This window comes from Lysinibacillus sphaericus, from assembly GCF_001629735.1.
Taxonomy (GTDB): Bacteria; Bacillota; Bacilli; order Bacillales_A; family Planococcaceae; genus Lysinibacillus; species Lysinibacillus pinottii.
Window position 1 is genome coordinate 3,850,060 of sequence record NZ_CP015224.1, and the last position, 20,631, is coordinate 3,870,690.

At 44.3% G+C, this 20,631-nt stretch carries 7 protein-coding genes, 2 tRNA genes, 6 rRNA genes and 1 other annotated feature; of the genes, 14 read left to right on the forward strand and 1 reads right to left on the reverse strand.

Features of this window, described 5'->3' with window-relative positions; all coding sequences use genetic code 11:
- Positions 1–317 precede the first annotated feature (317 nt).
- From A2J09_RS18940 to asnB, 12 genes are all read left to right on the forward strand, one after another.
- Positions 318–1,869: ribosomal RNA gene (locus A2J09_RS18940) — 16S ribosomal RNA — on the forward strand.
- 93 nt (positions 1,870–1,962) lie between these two features.
- Positions 1,963–2,039: transfer RNA gene (locus A2J09_RS18945), tRNA-Ile, on the forward strand.
- A gap of 12 nt (positions 2,040–2,051) precedes the next feature.
- Positions 2,052–2,127: transfer RNA gene (locus tag A2J09_RS18950), tRNA-Ala, on the forward strand.
- Positions 2,128–2,340: 213 nt separating this feature from the next.
- Positions 2,341–5,268 (forward strand): 23S ribosomal RNA (locus A2J09_RS18955).
- Positions 5,269–5,451: 183 nt separating this feature from the next.
- Positions 5,452–5,567 (forward strand): 5S ribosomal RNA (gene rrf, locus A2J09_RS18960).
- A gap of 271 nt (positions 5,568–5,838) precedes the next feature.
- Positions 5,839–6,732: a patatin-like phospholipase family protein gene (locus tag A2J09_RS18965; RefSeq protein ID WP_012291836.1), complete on the forward strand. Its 894-nt coding sequence runs from the start codon at positions 5,839–5,841 to the stop codon at positions 6,730–6,732.
- Between the two features lie 300 nt (positions 6,733–7,032).
- Positions 7,033–8,584 (forward strand): 16S ribosomal RNA (locus A2J09_RS18970).
- A gap of 309 nt (positions 8,585–8,893) precedes the next feature.
- A 23S ribosomal RNA gene (locus A2J09_RS18975) occupies positions 8,894–11,821 on the forward strand.
- Positions 11,822–12,007: 186 nt separating this feature from the next.
- Positions 12,008–12,123 (forward strand): 5S ribosomal RNA (gene rrf, locus A2J09_RS18980).
- The 16S, 23S and 5S rRNA genes sit together here with 2 tRNA genes alongside, the layout of an rRNA operon.
- A 292-nt stretch (positions 12,124–12,415) precedes the next feature.
- Complete coding sequence (guaB, locus tag A2J09_RS18985; protein ID WP_012291837.1) at positions 12,416–13,879, forward strand: IMP dehydrogenase; 1,464 nt, start codon at positions 12,416–12,418, stop codon at positions 13,877–13,879.
- Between the two features lie 141 nt (positions 13,880–14,020).
- Positions 14,021–15,352, forward strand: coding sequence for a D-alanyl-D-alanine carboxypeptidase family protein (locus A2J09_RS18990; protein WP_012291838.1), 1,332 nt, complete (start codon positions 14,021–14,023; stop codon positions 15,350–15,352).
- Positions 15,353–15,452: 100 nt separating this feature from the next.
- Positions 15,453–17,288, forward strand: a complete 1,836-nt coding sequence (asnB, locus tag A2J09_RS18995) for an asparagine synthase (glutamine-hydrolyzing) (protein ID WP_012291839.1) — start codon at positions 15,453–15,455, stop codon at positions 17,286–17,288.
- Positions 17,289–17,305: 17 nt separating this feature from the next.
- Here the strand turns inward: asnB and A2J09_RS19000 are convergent, their stop codons facing one another.
- Positions 17,306–18,733, reverse strand: a complete 1,428-nt coding sequence (locus A2J09_RS19000) for a MocR-like pyridoxine biosynthesis transcription factor PdxR (protein ID WP_012291840.1) — start codon at positions 18,731–18,733, stop codon at positions 17,306–17,308.
- 103 nt (positions 18,734–18,836) lie between these two features.
- On the opposite strand from A2J09_RS19000, the gene pdxS reads away from it, so the two are divergent.
- Together pdxS and pdxT are read left to right on the forward strand one after the other, a co-directional pair.
- Positions 18,837–19,721: a pyridoxal 5'-phosphate synthase lyase subunit PdxS gene (gene pdxS, locus A2J09_RS19005; RefSeq protein ID WP_012291841.1), complete on the forward strand. Its 885-nt coding sequence runs from the start codon at positions 18,837–18,839 to the stop codon at positions 19,719–19,721.
- A 1-nt stretch (position 19,722) separates the two neighbouring features.
- Positions 19,723–20,286 carry a pyridoxal 5'-phosphate synthase glutaminase subunit PdxT gene (gene pdxT, locus A2J09_RS19010; RefSeq protein ID WP_012291842.1) on the forward strand — a complete coding sequence of 188 codons (564 nt, stop codon included), beginning with the start codon at positions 19,723–19,725 and terminating at the stop codon, positions 20,284–20,286.
- Between the two features lie 49 nt (positions 20,287–20,335).
- Positions 20,336–20,553 (forward strand) — a binding site (T-box leader).
- Positions 20,554–20,631: the final 78 nt, after the last annotated feature.

The window sequence follows — 20,631 nt, forward strand, 5'->3', positions numbered from 1 at the left end:
GTAAAGTAAAACACCTTCATTTACATTACTCTTTTCTACAGGCAATATAATATTTTCACGTACAAATTAAGTATTTGAGTGACTAAAATATAATCTATTGAAATATTTTTAGATAATATGTTGACATAGTTGTCGAATCTTGATATTATAAATAAGTCGCCAAGAGGTGACGCTGAAATAAACAACATGAACCTTGAAAACTGAACAAGCAAAACGTAATCAATAAAGTTTTAAGTAGCTAGCCTAGCTAGTGAACGAAACAAAATTTTGGACATCAAAATGATGCCAGCAAAACAATTTGAGCTAATCAAATTTCTTTTATGGAGAGTTTGATCCTGGCTCAGGACGAACGCTGGCGGCGTGCCTAATACATGCAAGTCGAGCGAACAGAGAAGGAGCTTGCTCCTTTGACGTTAGCGGCGGACGGGTGAGTAACACGTGGGCAACCTACCTTATAGTTTGGGATAACTCCGGGAAACCGGGGCTAATACCGAATAATCTATTTCACCTCATGGTGAATTATTGAAAGACGGTTTCGGCTGTCGCTATAGGATGGGCCCGCGGCGCATTAGCTAGTTGGTGAGGTAACGGCTCACCAAGGCGACGATGCGTAGCCGACCTGAGAGGGTGATCGGCCACACTGGGACTGAGACACGGCCCAGACTCCTACGGGAGGCAGCAGTAGGGAATCTTCCACAATGGGCGAAAGCCTGATGGAGCAACGCCGCGTGAGTGAAGAAGGATTTCGGTTCGTAAAACTCTGTTGTAAGGGAAGAACAAGTACAGTAGTAACTGGCTGTACCTTGACGGTACCTTATTAGAAAGCCACGGCTAACTACGTGCCAGCAGCCGCGGTAATACGTAGGTGGCAAGCGTTGTCCGGAATTATTGGGCGTAAAGCGCGCGCAGGTGGTTTCTTAAGTCTGATGTGAAAGCCCACGGCTCAACCGTGGAGGGTCATTGGAAACTGGGAGACTTGAGTGCAGAAGAGGATAGTGGAATTCCAAGTGTAGCGGTGAAATGCGTAGAGATTTGGAGGAACACCAGTGGCGAAGGCGACTATCTGGTCTGTAACTGACACTGAGGCGCGAAAGCGTGGGGAGCAAACAGGATTAGATACCCTGGTAGTCCACGCCGTAAACGATGAGTGCTAAGTGTTAGGGGGTTTCCGCCCCTTAGTGCTGCAGCTAACGCATTAAGCACTCCGCCTGGGGAGTACGGTCGCAAGACTGAAACTCAAAGGAATTGACGGGGGCCCGCACAAGCGGTGGAGCATGTGGTTTAATTCGAAGCAACGCGAAGAACCTTACCAGGTCTTGACATCCCGTTGACCACTGTAGAGATATGGTTTCCCCTTCGGGGGCAACGGTGACAGGTGGTGCATGGTTGTCGTCAGCTCGTGTCGTGAGATGTTGGGTTAAGTCCCGCAACGAGCGCAACCCTTGATCTTAGTTGCCATCATTTAGTTGGGCACTCTAAGGTGACTGCCGGTGACAAACCGGAGGAAGGTGGGGATGACGTCAAATCATCATGCCCCTTATGACCTGGGCTACACACGTGCTACAATGGACGATACAAACGGTTGCCAACTCGCGAGAGGGAGCTAATCCGATAAAGTCGTTCTCAGTTCGGATTGTAGGCTGCAACTCGCCTACATGAAGCCGGAATCGCTAGTAATCGCGGATCAGCATGCCGCGGTGAATACGTTCCCGGGCCTTGTACACACCGCCCGTCACACCACGAGAGTTTGTAACACCCGAAGTCGGTGAGGTAACCTTTTGGAGCCAGCCGCCGAAGGTGGGATAGATGATTGGGGTGAAGTCGTAACAAGGTAGCCGTATCGGAAGGTGCGGCTGGATCACCTCCTTTCTAAGGATATTTTCGGAATACAAACCTTGGGTTTGTAAGATTACGTTTTGCGTTCAGTTTTGAAGGTTTATTAATCATATAAAACTTCCAAGAGGGCCTATAGCTCAGCTGGTTAGAGCGCACGCCTGATAAGCGTGAGGTCGATGGTTCGAGTCCATTTAGGCCCACCATATATACCTCTTGGGGCCTTAGCTCAGCTGGGAGAGCGCCTGCCTTGCACGCAGGAGGTCAGCGGTTCGATCCCGCTAGGCTCCACCAAACTTGTTCTTTGAAAACTGGATAAAACGACATTGAAATTGTAACAAACACATTTATTTTTTAAGTTTTTTTATAGGCTTAATAACATGATAAGGTTTTCAGACACGAGCAGTTCTAGGAAGCAATCGAGTAAATGAAGGAGCGTACTTCAGTACGTGACTGATTGAACGAGTGAGGCTGACAACGAAATGTGAAGTGTATGGAAAGCTGATAGGTTAAGTTATTAAGGGCGCACGGCGAATGCCTTGGCACTAGGAGCCGAAGAAGGACGGCACTAACACCGATATGCTTCGGGGAGCTGTAAGTGAGCTTTGATCCGGAGATTTCCGAATGGGGGAACCCACTACGTTTAATCGCGTAGTATCTTGACGTGAATACATAGCGTCTTGAAGGCAGACCCAGGGAACTGAAACATCTAAGTACCTGGAGGAAGAGAAAGAAAAATCGATTCCCTGAGTAGCGGCGAGCGAAACGGGAAGAGCCCAAACCAAGAGGCTTGCCTCTTGGGGTTGTAGGACACTCAATACGGAGTTACAAAAGAGCGAGTTAGATGAAGCGACTTGGAAAGGTCCGCCAGAGCAGGTAAAAGCCCTGTAGTCGAAAGTTCGTTCTCTCCTGAGTGGATCCTGAGTACGGCGGAACACGTGAAATTCCGTCGGAATCCGGGAGGACCATCTCCCAAGGCTAAATACTACCTAGTGACCGATAGTGAACCAGTACCGTGAGGGAAAGGTGAAAAGCACCCCGGAAGGGGAGTGAAAGAGATCCTGAAACCGTGTGCCTACAAGTAGTTAGAGCCCGTTAATGGGTGATAGCGTGCCTTTTGTAGAATGAACCGGCGAGTTACGATTACGTGCGAGGTTAAGCTTTAGAAGGCGGAGCCGCAGCGAAAGCGAGTCTGAATAGGGCGAAATAGTACGTGGTCGTAGACCCGAAACCAGGTGATCTACCCATGTCCAGGGTGAAGGTAAGGTAACACTTACTGGAGGCCCGAACCCACGCACGTTGAAAAGTGCGGGGATGAGGTGTGGGTAGCGGAGAAATTCCAATCGAACTTGGAGATAGCTGGTTCTCTCCGAAATAGCTTTAGGGCTAGCCTCGTGATGAGAATACTGGAGGTAGAGCACTGTTTGGACTAGGGGGCCATCCCGGTTTACCGAATTCAGACAAACTCCGAATGCCAGATATTTATACACGGGAGTCAGACTGCGAGTGATAAGATCCGTAGTCAAAAGGGAAACAGCCCAGACCACCAGCTAAGGTCCCAAAGTAATCGTTAAGTGGAAAAGGATGTGGCGTTGCACAGACAACCAGGATGTTGGCTTAGAAGCAGCCATCATTTAAAGAGTGCGTAATAGCTCACTGGTCGAGTGACGCTGCGCCGAAAATGTATCGGGGCTAAACGATTCACCGAAGCTGTGGATTGACATCTACGATGTCAGTGGTAGGAGAGCGTTCTAAGTGCGTTGAAGTCAGACCGGAAGGACTGGTGGAGCGCTTAGAAGTGAGAATGCCGGTATGAGTAGCGAAAGACGGGTGAGAATCCCGTCCACCGTATGACTAAGGTTTCCTGAGGAAGGCTCGTCCGCTCAGGGTTAGTCGGGACCTAAGCCGAGGCCGATAGGCGTAGGCGATGGACAACAGGTTGATATTCCTGTACCACCTCCTCACCGTTTGAGAAATGGGGGGACGCAGTAGGATAGGGTAAGCGCGCTGTTGGTTATGCGCGTCCAAGCAGTAAGGCGTGTGTGTAGGCAAATCCGCACACTGTAACGTTGAGCTGTGATGGCGAGTCCGTATGGACGAAGTTCCTGATTTCACACTGCCAAGAAAAGCCTCTATCGAGGTGAGAGGTGCCCGTACCGCAAACCGACACAGGTAGTCGAGGAGAGAATCCTAAGGTGTGCGAGAGAACTCTCGTTAAGGAACTCGGCAAAATGACCCCGTAACTTCGGGAGAAGGGGTGCTCTTGAGCGTGCAAGCGCATGAGAGCCGCAGTGAATAGGCCCAGGCGACTGTTTAGCAAAAACACAGGTCTCTGCAAAACCGTAAGGTGACGTATAGGGGCTGACGCCTGCCCGGTGCTGGAAGGTTAAGAGGAGTGGTTAGCGCAAGCGAAGCTGCGAATTGAAGCCCCAGTAAACGGCGGCCGTAACTATAACGGTCCTAAGGTAGCGAAATTCCTTGTCGGGTAAGTTCCGACCCGCACGAAAGGCGTAACGATCTGGGCACTGTCTCAACGAGAGACTCGGTGAAATTATAGTACCTGTGAAGATGCAGGTTACCCGCGACAGGACGGAAAGACCCCGTGGAGCTTTACTGTAGCCTGATATTGAATTTTGGTACAACTTGTACAGGATAGGTAGGAGCCAGAGATCTCGGAGCGCCAGCTTCGAAGGAGGCGTCGGTGGGATACTACCCTGGTTGTATTGAAATTCTAACCCATGCCCCTTAGCGGGGCAGGAGACAGTGTCAGGCGGACAGTTTGACTGGGGCGGTCGCCTCCTAAAAGGTAACGGAGGCGCCCAAAGGTTCCCTCAGAATGGTTGGAAATCATTCGTAGAGTGTAAAGGCACAAGGGAGCTTGACTGCGAGACCTACAAGTCGAGCAGGGTCGAAAGACGGGCTTAGTGATCCGGTGGTTCCGCATGGAAGGGCCATCGCTCAACGGATAAAAGCTACCCCGGGGATAACAGGCTTATCTCCCCCAAGAGTCCACATCGACGGGGAGGTTTGGCACCTCGATGTCGGCTCATCGCATCCTGGGGCTGTAGTCGGTCCCAAGGGTTGGGCTGTTCGCCCATTAAAGCGGTACGCGAGCTGGGTTCAGAACGTCGTGAGACAGTTCGGTCCCTATCCGTCGTGGGCGTAGGAAATTTGAGAGGAGCTGTCCTTAGTACGAGAGGACCGGGATGGACACACCGCTGGTGTACCAGTTGTCTTGCCAAAGGCATCGCTGGGTAGCTATGTGTGGACGGGATAAGTGCTGAAAGCATCTAAGCATGAAGCCCCCCTCAAGATGAGATTTCCCATTACGCAAGTAAGTAAGATCCCTCAAAGACGATGAGGTAGATAGGTTCGAGGTGGAAGTGTGGTGACACATGGAGCTGACGAATACTAATCGATCGAGGACTTAACCAAAAAGTTTGAAGCATTCAATGAACCGTTTATCCAGTTTTGAAAGAATAATTTCTTTTATAAAGGGTTTCAAGATACGAGTAGTTCGAAGCAATGGAGAGAGGGAAGGAGCGTACTCAAGTACGTGACTGACTGAACGACAGAAGCTGACGAAGAAATGCGATGTATATTGAAAGCCGAACATAGTCTAGTGATGATGGCAAAGAGGTCACACCCGTTCCCATACCGAACACGGAAGTTAAGCTCTTTAGCGCCGATGGTAGTTGGGGGCTTCCCCCTGTGAGAGTAGGACGTCGCTAGGCAACAAAAACAGTCAGCTGTGTGCTGGCTGTTTTTTTATTTCATATGAAATACGTTTAAATTTAGTAAATGACAAAATTAAATTGATGCTATATAACTTCCAGATTTCTAAAAGAGGATACCTATCTATGAAATCGTATTATTTTCCTCAATATTATAAATAATTCCCTTTTCGGCAAAAGACTGTCTTCGACATTAAAATACAAATTTTAGTTCTAATCATCTATTTGGATTCTTATAATGTAAAGATTACGGGAAAAGGGAGAGGGAATTATGTGGATTGATGGTGTTTTTTCTGGAGGAGGTTTGAAGGGTTTTGCCCTTGTCGGAGCATATCAAGTACTAGAAGATGAAAATTTCCGTTTTAAACGTGTTGCTGGTACAAGTGCAGGAGCAATTTTAGCTGCGTTCATTGCTGCAGGATATAGCGGTAGAGAAATCGAAATGATGCTTGAAGAGTTAGACGTACCTTCATTACTGGATTCTAGAAGAACAATATTACCTTTCCCTTTTATGAAATGGATAAATGTTTATAATCATTTAGGTCTGTATAAAGGAAAGGCATTAGAAAAGTGGTTCTTCAAAAAGCTGGCCGAAAAAGGGGTGTATACTTTTGGAGATCTACCTAAAGATTCTTTAAAGTTAGTCGCGTCAGATCTAACCAATGGTAGAATGATTGTATTACCAGATGATTTACACAAGTATGAAATTGATGCTAAGAATTTTTCGGTTGCCTGCGCCTTACGTATGAGCTGTGGTATACCATTTTTCTTCGAACCAGTTACATTAAAGACTGGAAAAGGTGAATCAATAATTGTGGATGGTGGTGTATTAAGTAATTTTCCATTATGGATTTTTGACGATAGGGAGGGAAGAAAAGTACGACCAATTTTAGGACTTAAATTAAGCAGACGGAGAGAGGAACAATGTCCTCATGAAATAAAAAATGGTTTGAATTTGTTTGAAGCATTATTTTCAACTATGAAAGATGCACATGATGAAAGATATATATCAAGAAGACATGAAAGAGATATAATTTTTATTCCTGTAGAAGATTATAGTGCTACGCAGTTCGATTTAAATGAGGAAACAAAAGAAACGCTCTTAGAAATAGGAAGAAATCGTACCATACAATTTTTACGAAACTGGCCACGATTAAGATTATAAAAAACAATTATAATAACTATTGACCATTAATAATAAGCATGTTATTATATAAAAGTTGCTGTTGAGATATGCAGCTACTAAAATATAAAAATAAAATAACTGTTTGACAAACAATATAAAACATGTTATTATATAAAAGTTAACTCTTAACAAAGCAGTGAACTTAAAAATGAACCTTGAAAACTGAACAAGCAAAACGTAATCAATAAAGTTTTAAGTAGCTAGCCTAGCTAGTGAACGAAACAAAATTTTGGACATTAAAATGATGCCAGCAAAACAATTTGAGCTAATCAAATTTCTTTTATGGAGAGTTTGATCCTGGCTCAGGACGAACGCTGGCGGCGTGCCTAATACATGCAAGTCGAGCGAACAGAGAAGGAGCTTGCTCCTTTGACGTTAGCGGCGGACGGGTGAGTAACACGTGGGCAACCTACCTTATAGTTTGGGATAACTCCGGGAAACCGGGGCTAATACCGAATAATCTGTTTCACCTCATGGTGAAATGTTGAAAGACGGTTTCGGCTGTCGCTATAGGATGGGCCCGCGGCGCATTAGCTAGTTGGTGAGGTAACGGCTCACCAAGGCGACGATGCGTAGCCGACCTGAGAGGGTGATCGGCCACACTGGGACTGAGACACGGCCCAGACTCCTACGGGAGGCAGCAGTAGGGAATCTTCCACAATGGGCGAAAGCCTGATGGAGCAACGCCGCGTGAGTGAAGAAGGATTTCGGTTCGTAAAACTCTGTTGTAAGGGAAGAACAAGTACAGTAGTAACTGGCTGTACCTTGACGGTACCTTATTAGAAAGCCACGGCTAACTACGTGCCAGCAGCCGCGGTAATACGTAGGTGGCAAGCGTTGTCCGGAATTATTGGGCGTAAAGCGCGCGCAGGTGGTTTCTTAAGTCTGATGTGAAAGCCCACGGCTCAACCGTGGAGGGTCATTGGAAACTGGGAGACTTGAGTGCAGAAGAGGATAGTGGAATTCCAAGTGTAGCGGTGAAATGCGTAGAGATTTGGAGGAACACCAGTGGCGAAGGCGACTATCTGGTCTGTAACTGACACTGAGGCGCGAAAGCGTGGGGAGCAAACAGGATTAGATACCCTGGTAGTCCACGCCGTAAACGATGAGTGCTAAGTGTTAGGGGGTTTCCGCCCCTTAGTGCTGCAGCTAACGCATTAAGCACTCCGCCTGGGGAGTACGGTCGCAAGACTGAAACTCAAAGGAATTGACGGGGGCCCGCACAAGCGGTGGAGCATGTGGTTTAATTCGAAGCAACGCGAAGAACCTTACCAGGTCTTGACATCCCGTTGACCACTGTAGAGATATGGTTTCCCCTTCGGGGGCAACGGTGACAGGTGGTGCATGGTTGTCGTCAGCTCGTGTCGTGAGATGTTGGGTTAAGTCCCGCAACGAGCGCAACCCTTGATCTTAGTTGCCATCATTTAGTTGGGCACTCTAAGGTGACTGCCGGTGACAAACCGGAGGAAGGTGGGGATGACGTCAAATCATCATGCCCCTTATGACCTGGGCTACACACGTGCTACAATGGACGATACAAACGGTTGCCAACTCGCGAGAGGGAGCTAATCCGATAAAGTCGTTCTCAGTTCGGATTGTAGGCTGCAACTCGCCTACATGAAGCCGGAATCGCTAGTAATCGCGGATCAGCATGCCGCGGTGAATACGTTCCCGGGCCTTGTACACACCGCCCGTCACACCACGAGAGTTTGTAACACCCGAAGTCGGTGAGGTAACCTTTTGGAGCCAGCCGCCGAAGGTGGGATAGATGATTGGGGTGAAGTCGTAACAAGGTAGCCGTATCGGAAGGTGCGGCTGGATCACCTCCTTTCTAAGGATATTTTCGGAATACAAACCTAGGGTTTGTAAGATTACGTTTTGCGTTCAGTTTTGAAGGTTCATTCTTTCTGAATGAAATACTTCAAAACTTGTTCTTTGAAAACTGGATAAAACGACATTGAAATTGTAACAAACACATTTATTTTTTTTAAGTTTTTTTATAGGCTTAATAACATGATAAGGTTTTCAGACACGAGCAGTTCTAGGCAGCAATCGAGTAAATGAAGGAGCGTACTTCAATACGTGACTGATTGAACGAGTGAGGCTGACAACGAAATGTGAAGTGTATGGAAAGCTGATAGGTTAAGTTATTAAGGGCGCACGGCGAATGCCTTGGCACTAGGAGCCGAAGAAGGACGGCACTAACACCGATATGCTTCGGGGAGCTGTAAGTGAGCTTTGATCCGGAGATTTCCGAATGGGGGAACCCACTACGTTTAATCGCGTAGTATCTTGACGTGAATACATAGCGTCTTGAAGGCAGACCCAGGGAACTGAAACATCTAAGTACCTGGAGGAAGAGAAAGAAAAATCGATTCCCTGAGTAGCGGCGAGCGAAACGGGAAGAGCCCAAACCAAGAGGCTTGCCTCTTGGGGTTGTAGGACACTCAATACGGAGTTACAAAAGAGCGAGTTAGATGAAGCGACTTGGAAAGGTCCGCCAGAGCAGGTAAAAGCCCTGTAGTCGAAAGTTCGTTCTCTCCTGAGTGGATCCTGAGTACGGCGGAACACGTGAAATTCCGTCGGAATCCGGGAGGACCATCTCCCAAGGCTAAATACTACCTAGTGACCGATAGTGAACCAGTACCGTGAGGGAAAGGTGAAAAGCACCCCGGAAGGGGAGTGAAAGAGATCCTGAAACCGTGTGCCTACAAGTAGTTAGAGCCCGTTAATGGGTGATAGCGTGCCTTTTGTAGAATGAACCGGCGAGTTACGATTACGTGCGAGGTTAAGCTTTAGAAGGCGGAGCCGCAGCGAAAGCGAGTCTGAATAGGGCGAAATAGTACGTGGTCGTAGACCCGAAACCAGGTGATCTACCCATGTCCAGGGTGAAGGTAAGGTAACACTTACTGGAGGCCCGAACCCACGCACGTTGAAAAGTGCGGGGATGAGGTGTGGGTAGCGGAGAAATTCCAATCGAACTTGGAGATAGCTGGTTCTCTCCGAAATAGCTTTAGGGCTAGCCTCGTGATGAGAATACTGGAGGTAGAGCACTGTTTGGACTAGGGGGCCATCCCGGTTTACCGAATTCAGACAAACTCCGAATGCCAGATATTTATACACGGGAGTCAGACTGCGAGTGATAAGATCCGTAGTCAAAAGGGAAACAGCCCAGACCACCAGCTAAGGTCCCAAAGTAATCGTTAAGTGGAAAAGGATGTGGCGTTGCACAGACAACCAGGATGTTGGCTTAGAAGCAGCCATCATTTAAAGAGTGCGTAATAGCTCACTGGTCGAGTGACGCTGCGCCGAAAATGTATCGGGGCTAAACGATTCACCGAAGCTGTGGATTGACATCTACGATGTCAGTGGTAGGAGAGCGTTCTAAGTGCGTTGAAGTCAGACCGGAAGGACTGGTGGAGCGCTTAGAAGTGAGAATGCCGGTATGAGTAGCGAAAGACGGGTGAGAATCCCGTCCACCGTATGACTAAGGTTTCCTGAGGAAGGCTCGTCCGCTCAGGGTTAGTCGGGACCTAAGCCGAGGCCGATAGGCGTAGGCGATGGACAACAGGTTGATATTCCTGTACCACCTCCTCACCGTTTGAGAAATGGGGGGACGCAGTAGGATAGGGTAAGCGCGCTGTTGGTTATGCGCGTCCAAGCAGTAAGGCGTGTGTGTAGGCAAATCCGCACACTGTAACGTTGAGCTGTGATGGCGAGTCCGTATGGACGAAGTTCCTGATTTCACACTGCCAAGAAAAGCCTCTATCGAGGTGAGAGGTGCCCGTACCGCAAACCGACACAGGTAGTCGAGGAGAGAATCCTAAGGTGTGCGAGAGAACTCTCGTTAAGGAACTCGGCAAAATGACCCCGTAACTTCGGGAGAAGGGGTGCTCTTGAGCGTGCAAGCGCATGAGAGCCGCAGTGAATAGGCCCAGGCGACTGTTTAGCAAAAACACAGGTCTCTGCAAAACCGTAAGGTGACGTATAGGGGCTGACGCCTGCCCGGTGCTGGAAGGTTAAGAGGAGTGGTTAGCGCAAGCGAAGCTGCGAATTGAAGCCCCAGTAAACGGCGGCCGTAACTATAACGGTCCTAAGGTAGCGAAATTCCTTGTCGGGTAAGTTCCGACCCGCACGAAAGGCGTAACGATCTGGGCACTGTCTCAACGAGAGACTCGGTGAAATTATAGTACCTGTGAAGATGCAGGTTACCCGCGACAGGACGGAAAGACCCCGTGGAGCTTTACTGTAGCCTGATATTGAATTTTGGTACAACTTGTACAGGATAGGTAGGAGCCAGAGATCTCGGAGCGCCAGCTTCGAAGGAGGCGTCGGTGGGATACTACCCTGGTTGTATTGAAATTCTAACCCATGCCCCTTAGCGGGGCAGGAGACAGTGTCAGGCGGACAGTTTGACTGGGGCGGTCGCCTCCTAAAAGGTAACGGAGGCGCCCAAAGGTTCCCTCAGAATGGTTGGAAATCATTCGTAGAGTGTAAAGGCACAAGGGAGCTTGACTGCGAGACCTACAAGTCGAGCAGGGTCGAAAGACGGGCTTAGTGATCCGGTGGTTCCGCATGGAAGGGCCATCGCTCAACGGATAAAAGCTACCCCGGGGATAACAGGCTTATCTCCCCCAAGAGTCCACATCGACGGGGAGGTTTGGCACCTCGATGTCGGCTCATCGCATCCTGGGGCTGTAGTCGGTCCCAAGGGTTGGGCTGTTCGCCCATTAAAGCGGTACGCGAGCTGGGTTCAGAACGTCGTGAGACAGTTCGGTCCCTATCCGTCGTGGGCGTAGGAAATTTGAGAGGAGCTGTCCTTAGTACGAGAGGACCGGGATGGACACACCGCTGGTGTACCAGTTGTCTTGCCAAAGGCATCGCTGGGTAGCTATGTGTGGACGGGATAAGTGCTGAAAGCATCTAAGCATGAAGCCCCCCTCAAGATGAGATTTCCCATTACGCAAGTAAGTAAGATCCCTCAAAGACGATGAGGTAGATAGGTTCGAGGTGGAAGTGTGGTGACACATGGAGCTGACGAATACTAATCGATCGAGGACTTAACCAAAAAGTTTGAAGCATTCAATGAACCGTTTATCCAGTTTTGAAAGAATAATTTCTTTTATAAAGGGTTTCAAGATACGAGTAGTTCGAGGAAGCAATGGAGAGAGGGAAGGAGCGTACTCAAGTACGTGACTGACTGAACGACAGAAGCTGACGAAGAAATGCGAAGTATATTGAAAGCCGAACATAGTCTAGTGATGATGGCAAAGAGGTCACACCCGTTCCCATACCGAACACGGAAGTTAAGCTCTTTAGCGCCGATGGTAGTTGGGGGCTTCCCCCTGTGAGAGTAGGACGTCGCTAGGCAATAAAGCAGTCAGCTGTGTGCTGGCTGTTTTTTTATTATTTTAAGAAAATCCTTCATAAATTACAGAATTTTATACGAAAATCCTTCATTTTAAATATCATTGTCACGTTTCATATAACTATATTAAGATTGTTAGGAGTTTTTATATAGCTATTTATTTGGGTTTTTAATTAAAATTTGCTATGATTAAAAGTCTGAATTGTCTTTCTTTTATAAGTTTCTTGACAGTAGCAGTCCACGTTGTTAATCTTACAATTAATATTCTTTTAACTATAGGAGGAAGTTACGAAAATGTGGGAGACTAAATTTGCCAAAGAAGGTTTAACTTTTGATGATGTATTATTAGTACCAGCTCATTCTGAAGTATTACCGAAAGATGTTGATTTATCTGTTCAATTAACACCAAAGATTAAATTAAACATTCCTATGATCAGCGCAGGTATGGATACAGTTACAGAGTCTAAAATGGCGATTGCTATGGCACGACAAGGCGGTATCGGCATTATCCACAAAAACATGGGTATCGACGAACAAGCTGAACAGGTAGAAAAAGTAAAACGTTCTGAAAATGGTGTTATTACAAACCCATTCTTCTTAACTCCGACTCATCAAGTTTTCGATGCTGAGCATTTAATGGGTAAATACCGAATCTCTGGTGTACCTATTGTTGATAGTATGGAAAACCAAAAACTTGTAGGGATCATTACAAACCGTGATTTACGTTTTATCTCAGATTACTCTTTAAAAATTGAAGATGTTATGACAAAAGAAGATTTAATTACGGCTCCTGTTGGAACGACTCTAGAGGATGCAGAAAAAATTCTTCAACAATATAAAATCGAAAAACTTCCGATTGTTGATGAAGAGGGTCGCTTAACTGGACTTATCACAATCAAAGATATTGAGAAAGTTATTGAATTCCCTAATGCTGCTAAAGATACACATGGTCGCTTACTTGTAGGTGCAGCAGTTGGTGTATCGAAGGATACAATGGTACGTATTGAGAAGCTTGTAGAAGCACAAGTTGACATTGTAGTAATCGATACAGCACACGGACATTCTGAAGGCGTATTGCAAACAATCCGCTCAATTCGAGAAACTTACCCAGAACTAGAAATCATTGCTGGAAACGTAGCTACTGCAGAAGGTGCACGTGCATTATTCGAAGCTGGAGCAGATGTTGTTAAAGTAGGAATTGGCCCAGGCTCAATTTGTACTACACGTGTTGTGGCTGGCGTAGGTGTGCCACAAATTACAGCAGTTTATGATTGTGCTACAGTAGCACGTGAGCTTGGTAAAACAATTATTGCGGATGGTGGTATTAAGTACTCTGGCGATATTGTGAAAGCTTTAGCAGCTGGCGGAAATGTTGTTATGCTAGGATCACTTCTTGCAGGTACTTCTGAATCACCAGGAGAGACAGAAATCTTCCAAGGTCGTCGTTTCAAAGTATACCGTGGTATGGGATCTATCGGAGCAATGGAAAAAGGCTCAAAAGATCGATACTTCCAAGAAGATGCGAAAAAGTTAGTGCCTGAGGGTATTGAAGGTCGCCTTCCTTATAAAGGGCCATTAGCCGATACAATTTATCAACTGATTGGTGGTATCCGAGCTGGTATGGGTTATTGTGGAGCACCACACCTTGAGTATTTACGAGAAAATGCTCAATTTGTTAAAATGACAGGTGCAGGTCTCCGTGAATCACATCCACATGATGTACAGATTACAAAAGAGTCACCAAACTATTCCATGTAATAAATTACTTGCAACTTTTATGCTTTCGCATCGTCTACAAAGATGGCGCGAGAGCATTTTTTTATGGTAGAGAGTCAACACGTATGTTGTTATCTATGATAAAATGTCGAGGACAAGATTATTTTTTGGAGGGCTTTAAAGGTGAAAAAGAAAATGAACACCGTACTACGCTTACTCCTAATTCCCGTTTTATTAATTGGTATTTTTGCAGGTATTCCTGCAAAGGCAAGTGCAGAGACGGATTTAGGATTAACAGTAGATGCTGCGATTTTAATTGACGCAGATTCAGGCAAAATTTTATATGAACAAAATGCGGATACTTCACTAGGTATTGCAAGTATGACAAAAATGATGACTGAATACCTGTTATTGGACGCTATTGATGCAGGGACAGTTAAATGGGATCAAGAATACCATGTAACCGATTATACGTATCGTATGTCTCAAAATCGTGCATTAAGTAATGTACCTTTACGTCGAGATGGTTCTTACACAATTCGAGAATTGTACGAGGCAATGGCTATTTATTCAGCGAATGCTGCAACTGTTGCTATAGCTGAAACAATTGCTGGAACAGAGACTGAATTTTTGAAATTAATGAACAAAAAAGCAGAAGAACTTGGCCTAGAAGGTTATAAGTTTGTTAATGCAACAGGTCTAAACAACGCGGATCTTTTTGGGATGCATCCAGCAGGGACAGGACCAGAAGATGAGAACGTGATGCCTGCTAAATATGTGGCAAAACTAGCCTATCATCTATTAAAGGATCACCCAAAGGTATTAGAAACTTCCCAAATTACTAAGAAGACATTCCGTGAAGGTACAGAGGACGCCATTGAGATGTCTAACTGGAACTTTATGTTACCGGGTTTAGTTTTTGAATATCAAGGTGTCGATGGATTAAAAACCGGTACTACAAACTTTGCAGGCCATTGCTTTACAGGTACTGCAGAGCGCAATGGTACTCGATTAATCGCAGTTGTCATGAAAGCTGTTGATGCAAGTGGACAAGGATCATATAAAGCTCGTTTTGATGCAACAGCAAAATTATTTAACTATGGTTTTTCACAATTCTCAAAACAAGAAATTTTACCAGCGAACTATACGTTTAAAGATCAAAAAACAGTAAAAGTGACAAAGGGTAAAGAAGACAAAGTAGAGATTGCTGTAAAAGAACCTATTTCATTTATGATTAAGTCTTCTGATAAAGATCTTTATAAACCTAAATTGGTTTTAGATAAAAAGAGTCTTGAGGCAGGAGTTAAGAAAGATACTGTTGTAGGAAAGGTCGTTATTGAGCGCACAGAGGGCACAGACTACGGCTTTATCGATGGAAAGGATATTTCATCCGATATTGTTACTACGGGCTCTGTAGAGCGTGCTAGCGGTATCTCATTGTTCTTCCAAGGTATTGGGAACTTCTTCGGCAATTTATGGAGTGGAATTTCTGACTTCGTTGGTGGACTATTCTAATCATTAATTAAAGGGCACATGAATGTTAAGAAACATTCATGTGCTTTTTCACATTTTTGACCCATACAGCATACGCTAATAGGCGAAAGGATGTGGCTAAATGTGTGGCATTACAGGGTGGGCTAGCTTTCAAAAGAATTTAAAAGCAAGTGAAAAAGTTTTACAAGCAATGACACGGACATTAAACAGGAGAGGGCCAGATGATGAAAATATTTGGTGTAGTGAGCATATTGCATTTGGCCATCGACGGTTAGCGGTTATCGATTTAATAGGTGGCAAGCAGCCTATGAAAAAACTACATGATGGGATAAACTATGTCATTACATATAATGGCGAACTTTATAATACTGAGGAGCTGCGTAAAGAGCTGGAGAAGAGAGGTCATACTTTCACAACACATTCAGATACAGAAGTGTTATTGACCGCCTATATTGAATGGAAAGAGCAATGCGTAGACTTTCTAAATGGTATTTTTGCATTTGGCATTTGGGATGAACAGGAGCAATCTCTTTTTTTATGCAGAGATAGATTGGGTGTGAAGCCCCTTTATTTTACAGAGCAACAGGGGGGGATTCTTTTTGCATCTGAAGTAAAGGCTTTGCTGGCACATCCAATGGTTCAAGCTGCCATCAATACGGAGGGATTGGCAAGTATGATGGCTGTAGGCCCCTCTAGAGCACCAGGTAAGACTCTTTTTCAAAATATTGAGGAGTTACGACCAGGATTTGCAATGCGCTTCTCTAGAGAGGGATTAAGAAAATGGCAGTATTGGCAGCTACAAAGCCGCAAGCATGAAGAAACATTGGAAGAGACGATTGAACAGGTTCGTTGGCTGTTAACAGATGCTATTGAACGACAGCTTATTTCGGATGTACCAATCTGTACATTTCTATCAGGAGGACTTGATTCTAGTATTATTACAGGAATTGCTGCTGATAGATTCCGCCAACAAAACAATCAGTTGCATACGTATTCAATTGATTATGAGGATAATGAACGTTTTTTTAATCCACATGCATTTCAAACGTCAACAGATACGTATTGGATTCAAAAGATGACCGAGGCTTTTAAGACGACACATCATGCAGAAGAAATAACTCAGCAACAGCTGATTGATTTACTAGTAGAATCGGTTATAGTTAGAGATTCACCAGGTATGGCGGATGTAGATTCTTCGTTACTCTGGTTTTGTCGAGAAATTAAAAGAGACTTTACTGTAGCACTATCTGGCGAATGTGCAGATGAAATTTTTGGTGGATATCCATGGTTTAAGGAAAAAACTACGGGCTTTCCTTGGATTCGGTCATTGGCTGAAAGAAATGCAATACTTCAGGAGAAGTGGGATAAAAAATTAAAAATTGAATCCTACGCACAGCAGCTATATACACAAACAATTACAGAAGTCCCGTTACTAGATGGTGAAAGTCCTGCAGAAGTAAAACACCGTGAAATGTTTTATTTAAATATGCAATGGTTTATGCAGACATTGCTAGAGCGGAAAGATCGTATGAGTATGGGAGCGAGTTTAGAGGTACGAGTTCCTTTTGCAGATCATCGCCTTGTGGAATATGCATGGAATATTCCTTGGGAAATGAAGAATTTAGATGGCATAGAAAAGGGCTTACTTCGAAAGTCGATGGCACATTTATTGCCTGATGAAGTATTATACCGTAAAAAAAATCCCTATCCTAAAACGTATCATCCAGTTTATACAGCAGGTGTGCAAACATGGCTAAGGGAAATTCTTAAAGATAAAAACTCAATCTTACATGAATTATTTGAGTACAAAAAACTTACAGAATTAATTGAATCGGGGGGGAGCTCTTTCAAAATTCCATGGTATGGACAATTAATGGCAGGACCTCAACTTTTAGCATATCTAGGGCAAATTCATAGTTGGTTTGAGCATTATCATATTCAACTAATTGAATCTTAATGGGAGTCACCCATCTACTACTTGGTTGTAGTAGATGGGTTATTTTTTTGTATCCCCCAACAATCCATTAATTGTTCTATCGACTGTTCAATTACATGGACAGGTATACCGCCAAAGCCAAGTAAAAATTGTGCTTGCGAAGATTCACCATGATCTAGTCGATAATCAGACAACGGATAAATCCCTATTCCTGCGTAGAAGGCAAGTTGTTGTAATTGTTTTTCTGGTAATTCGTGTTTAACATCTAATAATATATGCATCCCTGCTTGCTCACCTGTAATTTTAATGGATGATGAATATTTTTCTAAAATAGAAGTAAGCTGATCATGTTTTTTACGATAAACTTTACGCATTCGATTAAGATGTTTTGCAAAATGACCATCATGCATAAAATTTGCTACGATATGCTGATCGAAGCGAGGTACGGTTGATGAATAGTAATTAAAAACATCATTATACGTAGCAAGTAATTGAGGTGGAAGTACAAAATAGGCTACACGCAAAGATGGCATTAACGATTTTGTAAAAGTGCTCATATAAATGACTTTATCGTTTCTATCTAGAGCATGTAGAGCAGGAATTGGTTTTCCAGTATAACGAAACTCTGAATCATAATCATCTTCAATGATATAACGAGATGAGCTTTGTGCTGCCCAGTTTAAAGCCTGTGCACGCCTAGTAGCGGATAATACGGCGCCAGTAGGAAATTGATGTGATGGTGTAATATAGACAACATTAGCTTGTGTTCGCTCTAGCTCGTGAATGACGATACCTTCTTCATCGACGGCAATAGGATATACTTTCCGTTTATGCTGAGAGAACATACGATGCACAGCTGGATAGCCTGGGTTTTCCAGAGCAAAGCATGTATCATCCCTAAAAAGACGTAAAATCATAGGCAGAAGCTGCTCAGTACCAGAGCCAACGACAATTTGCTCTGGATTACAGATAACTCCACGTGATTGATATAAATAATTTGCAATTTCAGTTCGTAAAGAAAGCTCCCCTTGAGGTTCCCCTGTTAATAATAAATTTTTTGAGGCTTCATCAAACAGCTCCTTTGCATATTTTCTCCAGATCTGAAATGGGAAAGCATCGATATCAATAGAACCAGGATTAAAATCTATTTTGTATGACTTTTTCTTAACGTGCTCATTGAAAGGAATTACGATGTCCTGCTGGATGTAGGGTAGTTCATCGATTTCTTCTACAAAATAACCAACACGAGATTTGGACATAATATAGCCTTCTGCAAGAAGCTGTGCATAGGCAATTTCAATCGTTGTTTGAGAGATATTCAAAAAATCGGCTAATTTTCTTTTTGATGGTAATTTTTCTCCCACTGCTATTTTCTTGGAAATAATAGCTTCTTTAATACCATTATAAAGCTGATCATATAGCGGTTTATCGCCATTTCTTTCAAGCTGAAATAAAAGCATATCCATATGATAAAAACCTCCTGACCTTATAGTTATTTTGAAAACTGGATATTTTTATATGGTCAATTTCTATTATACTAAATTTCATCATAAAGATGGAGGTTAGACAATGAAACAGACAGGTACAAATTTGGTGAAGCGTGGTATGGCTGAGATGCAAAAGGGCGGCGTCATTATGGACGTGATCAATGCTGAGCAAGCAAAAATTGCAGAGGCGGCAGGAGCAGTAGCGGTAATGGCATTAGAAAGAGTACCTTCAGATATTCGCAAAGCAGGAGGTGTTGCTCGTATGGCAGATCCTCGTATTGTAGAGGAAGTACTAGGAGCAGTTTCCATTCCTGTTATGGCAAAAGCTCGTATTGGTCATATTGTAGAAGCCCGTGTTTTAGAAGCGATGGGGGTTGATTATATTGATGAAAGTGAAGTACTTACACCAGCAGATGAAGAATATCACTTATTAAAAAGTAATTATACCGTACCATTTGTGTGTGGCTGTCGTGATCTTGGGGAAGCAGCCCGTCGCATTGGGGAAGGAGCAGCTATGTTACGAACAAAAGGTGAACCAGGAACAGGGAATATTGTGGAGGCAGTTCGACATATTCGTAAAGTGAATGCCCAAGTCCGAAAAGTAGTAGGTATGACAGAGGATGAATTAATGACAGAGGCAAAATTACTAGGAGCACCTTTTGAATTATTAAGAGAGATCAAACGCCTTGGTCGTTTACCAGTGGTTAATTTTGCCGCAGGAGGTGTAGCTACGCCGGCTGATGCGGCATTAATGATGGAGCTTGGGGCTGATGGTGTGTTTGTCGGTTCAGGTATCTTTAAATCTGATAATCCTGAAAAATTTGCACATGCGATTGTAGAAGCGACGACACATTACAAAGATTATAAGCTTATTGCTGAAATATCAAAGGAACTAGGTGTACCAATGAAAGGTATTGATATTGCACAGCTCGGGCTAAATGAGCGCATGCAAGAGCGAGGCTGGTAAGATGAAACGAATTGGTGTTTTAGCGTTACAAGGGGCGGTACGAGAGCATGTTCAAATGCTAGAAAGCCTTGGCTGTGAAGCTGTTGAAGTAAAACATAAGCAGGATTTAGTAAAACTAGATGGACTTGTATTACCTGGTGGAGAGAGTACTACAATGAGAAAGCTGTTGGATCGTTTTGAACTACTAGAGCCTATACGAGAAATAGCACAACGTGGTTTACCCATGTTTGGGACATGTGCAGGATTAATTTTAATGGCTACTACTTTAGTAAATGATGAACCACATTTAGCAGTTATGGATGTGACAGTTGCAAGAAATTCATATGGACGCCAGGTTGACAGCTTTGAAGTAATGCTGGATATTCCTAAAATAGGAGAGGCGATTCCAGCAGTTTTTATTCGGGCACCTCATATAGTGAAAGTCGGAAAAGATGTTGAAATTCTCGCAGAGCATGAAGGTAAGATTATTTTAGCCCAGGATAGACATTTACTAGGTTGTTCCTTTCATCCCGAATTAACTTCAGACACACGTATTCTTGAATATTTTGTAGCATCTATGGTATGACTTGCAAAATTTGTTTTCATATAGTACAGTATGGTTAAAATTTAATTAACTGAACACGATGATGGGAAGTAGTAGCAAGCACGTTTTTTTTTAGAGAGTCAGCGGTTGGTGAAAGCTGATAAAAGCACTTGTGAATCCGTCCTGGAGTTGCACAGTCGAAGTCATTGAAGTAGGCTGCTGCCGGCTGGAATGCCGTTATAAAATAAGTGGATTAGATATAGTGTCTAATCAATTAGGGTGGCAACGCGGGTAGCTCTCGTCCCTTTATGGGATGGGGGCTTTTTTGTGTTTATCTTGATTTAGCCAAATATCGCCTTTCTATTCTGGTGTTTAAATGACCGCTGA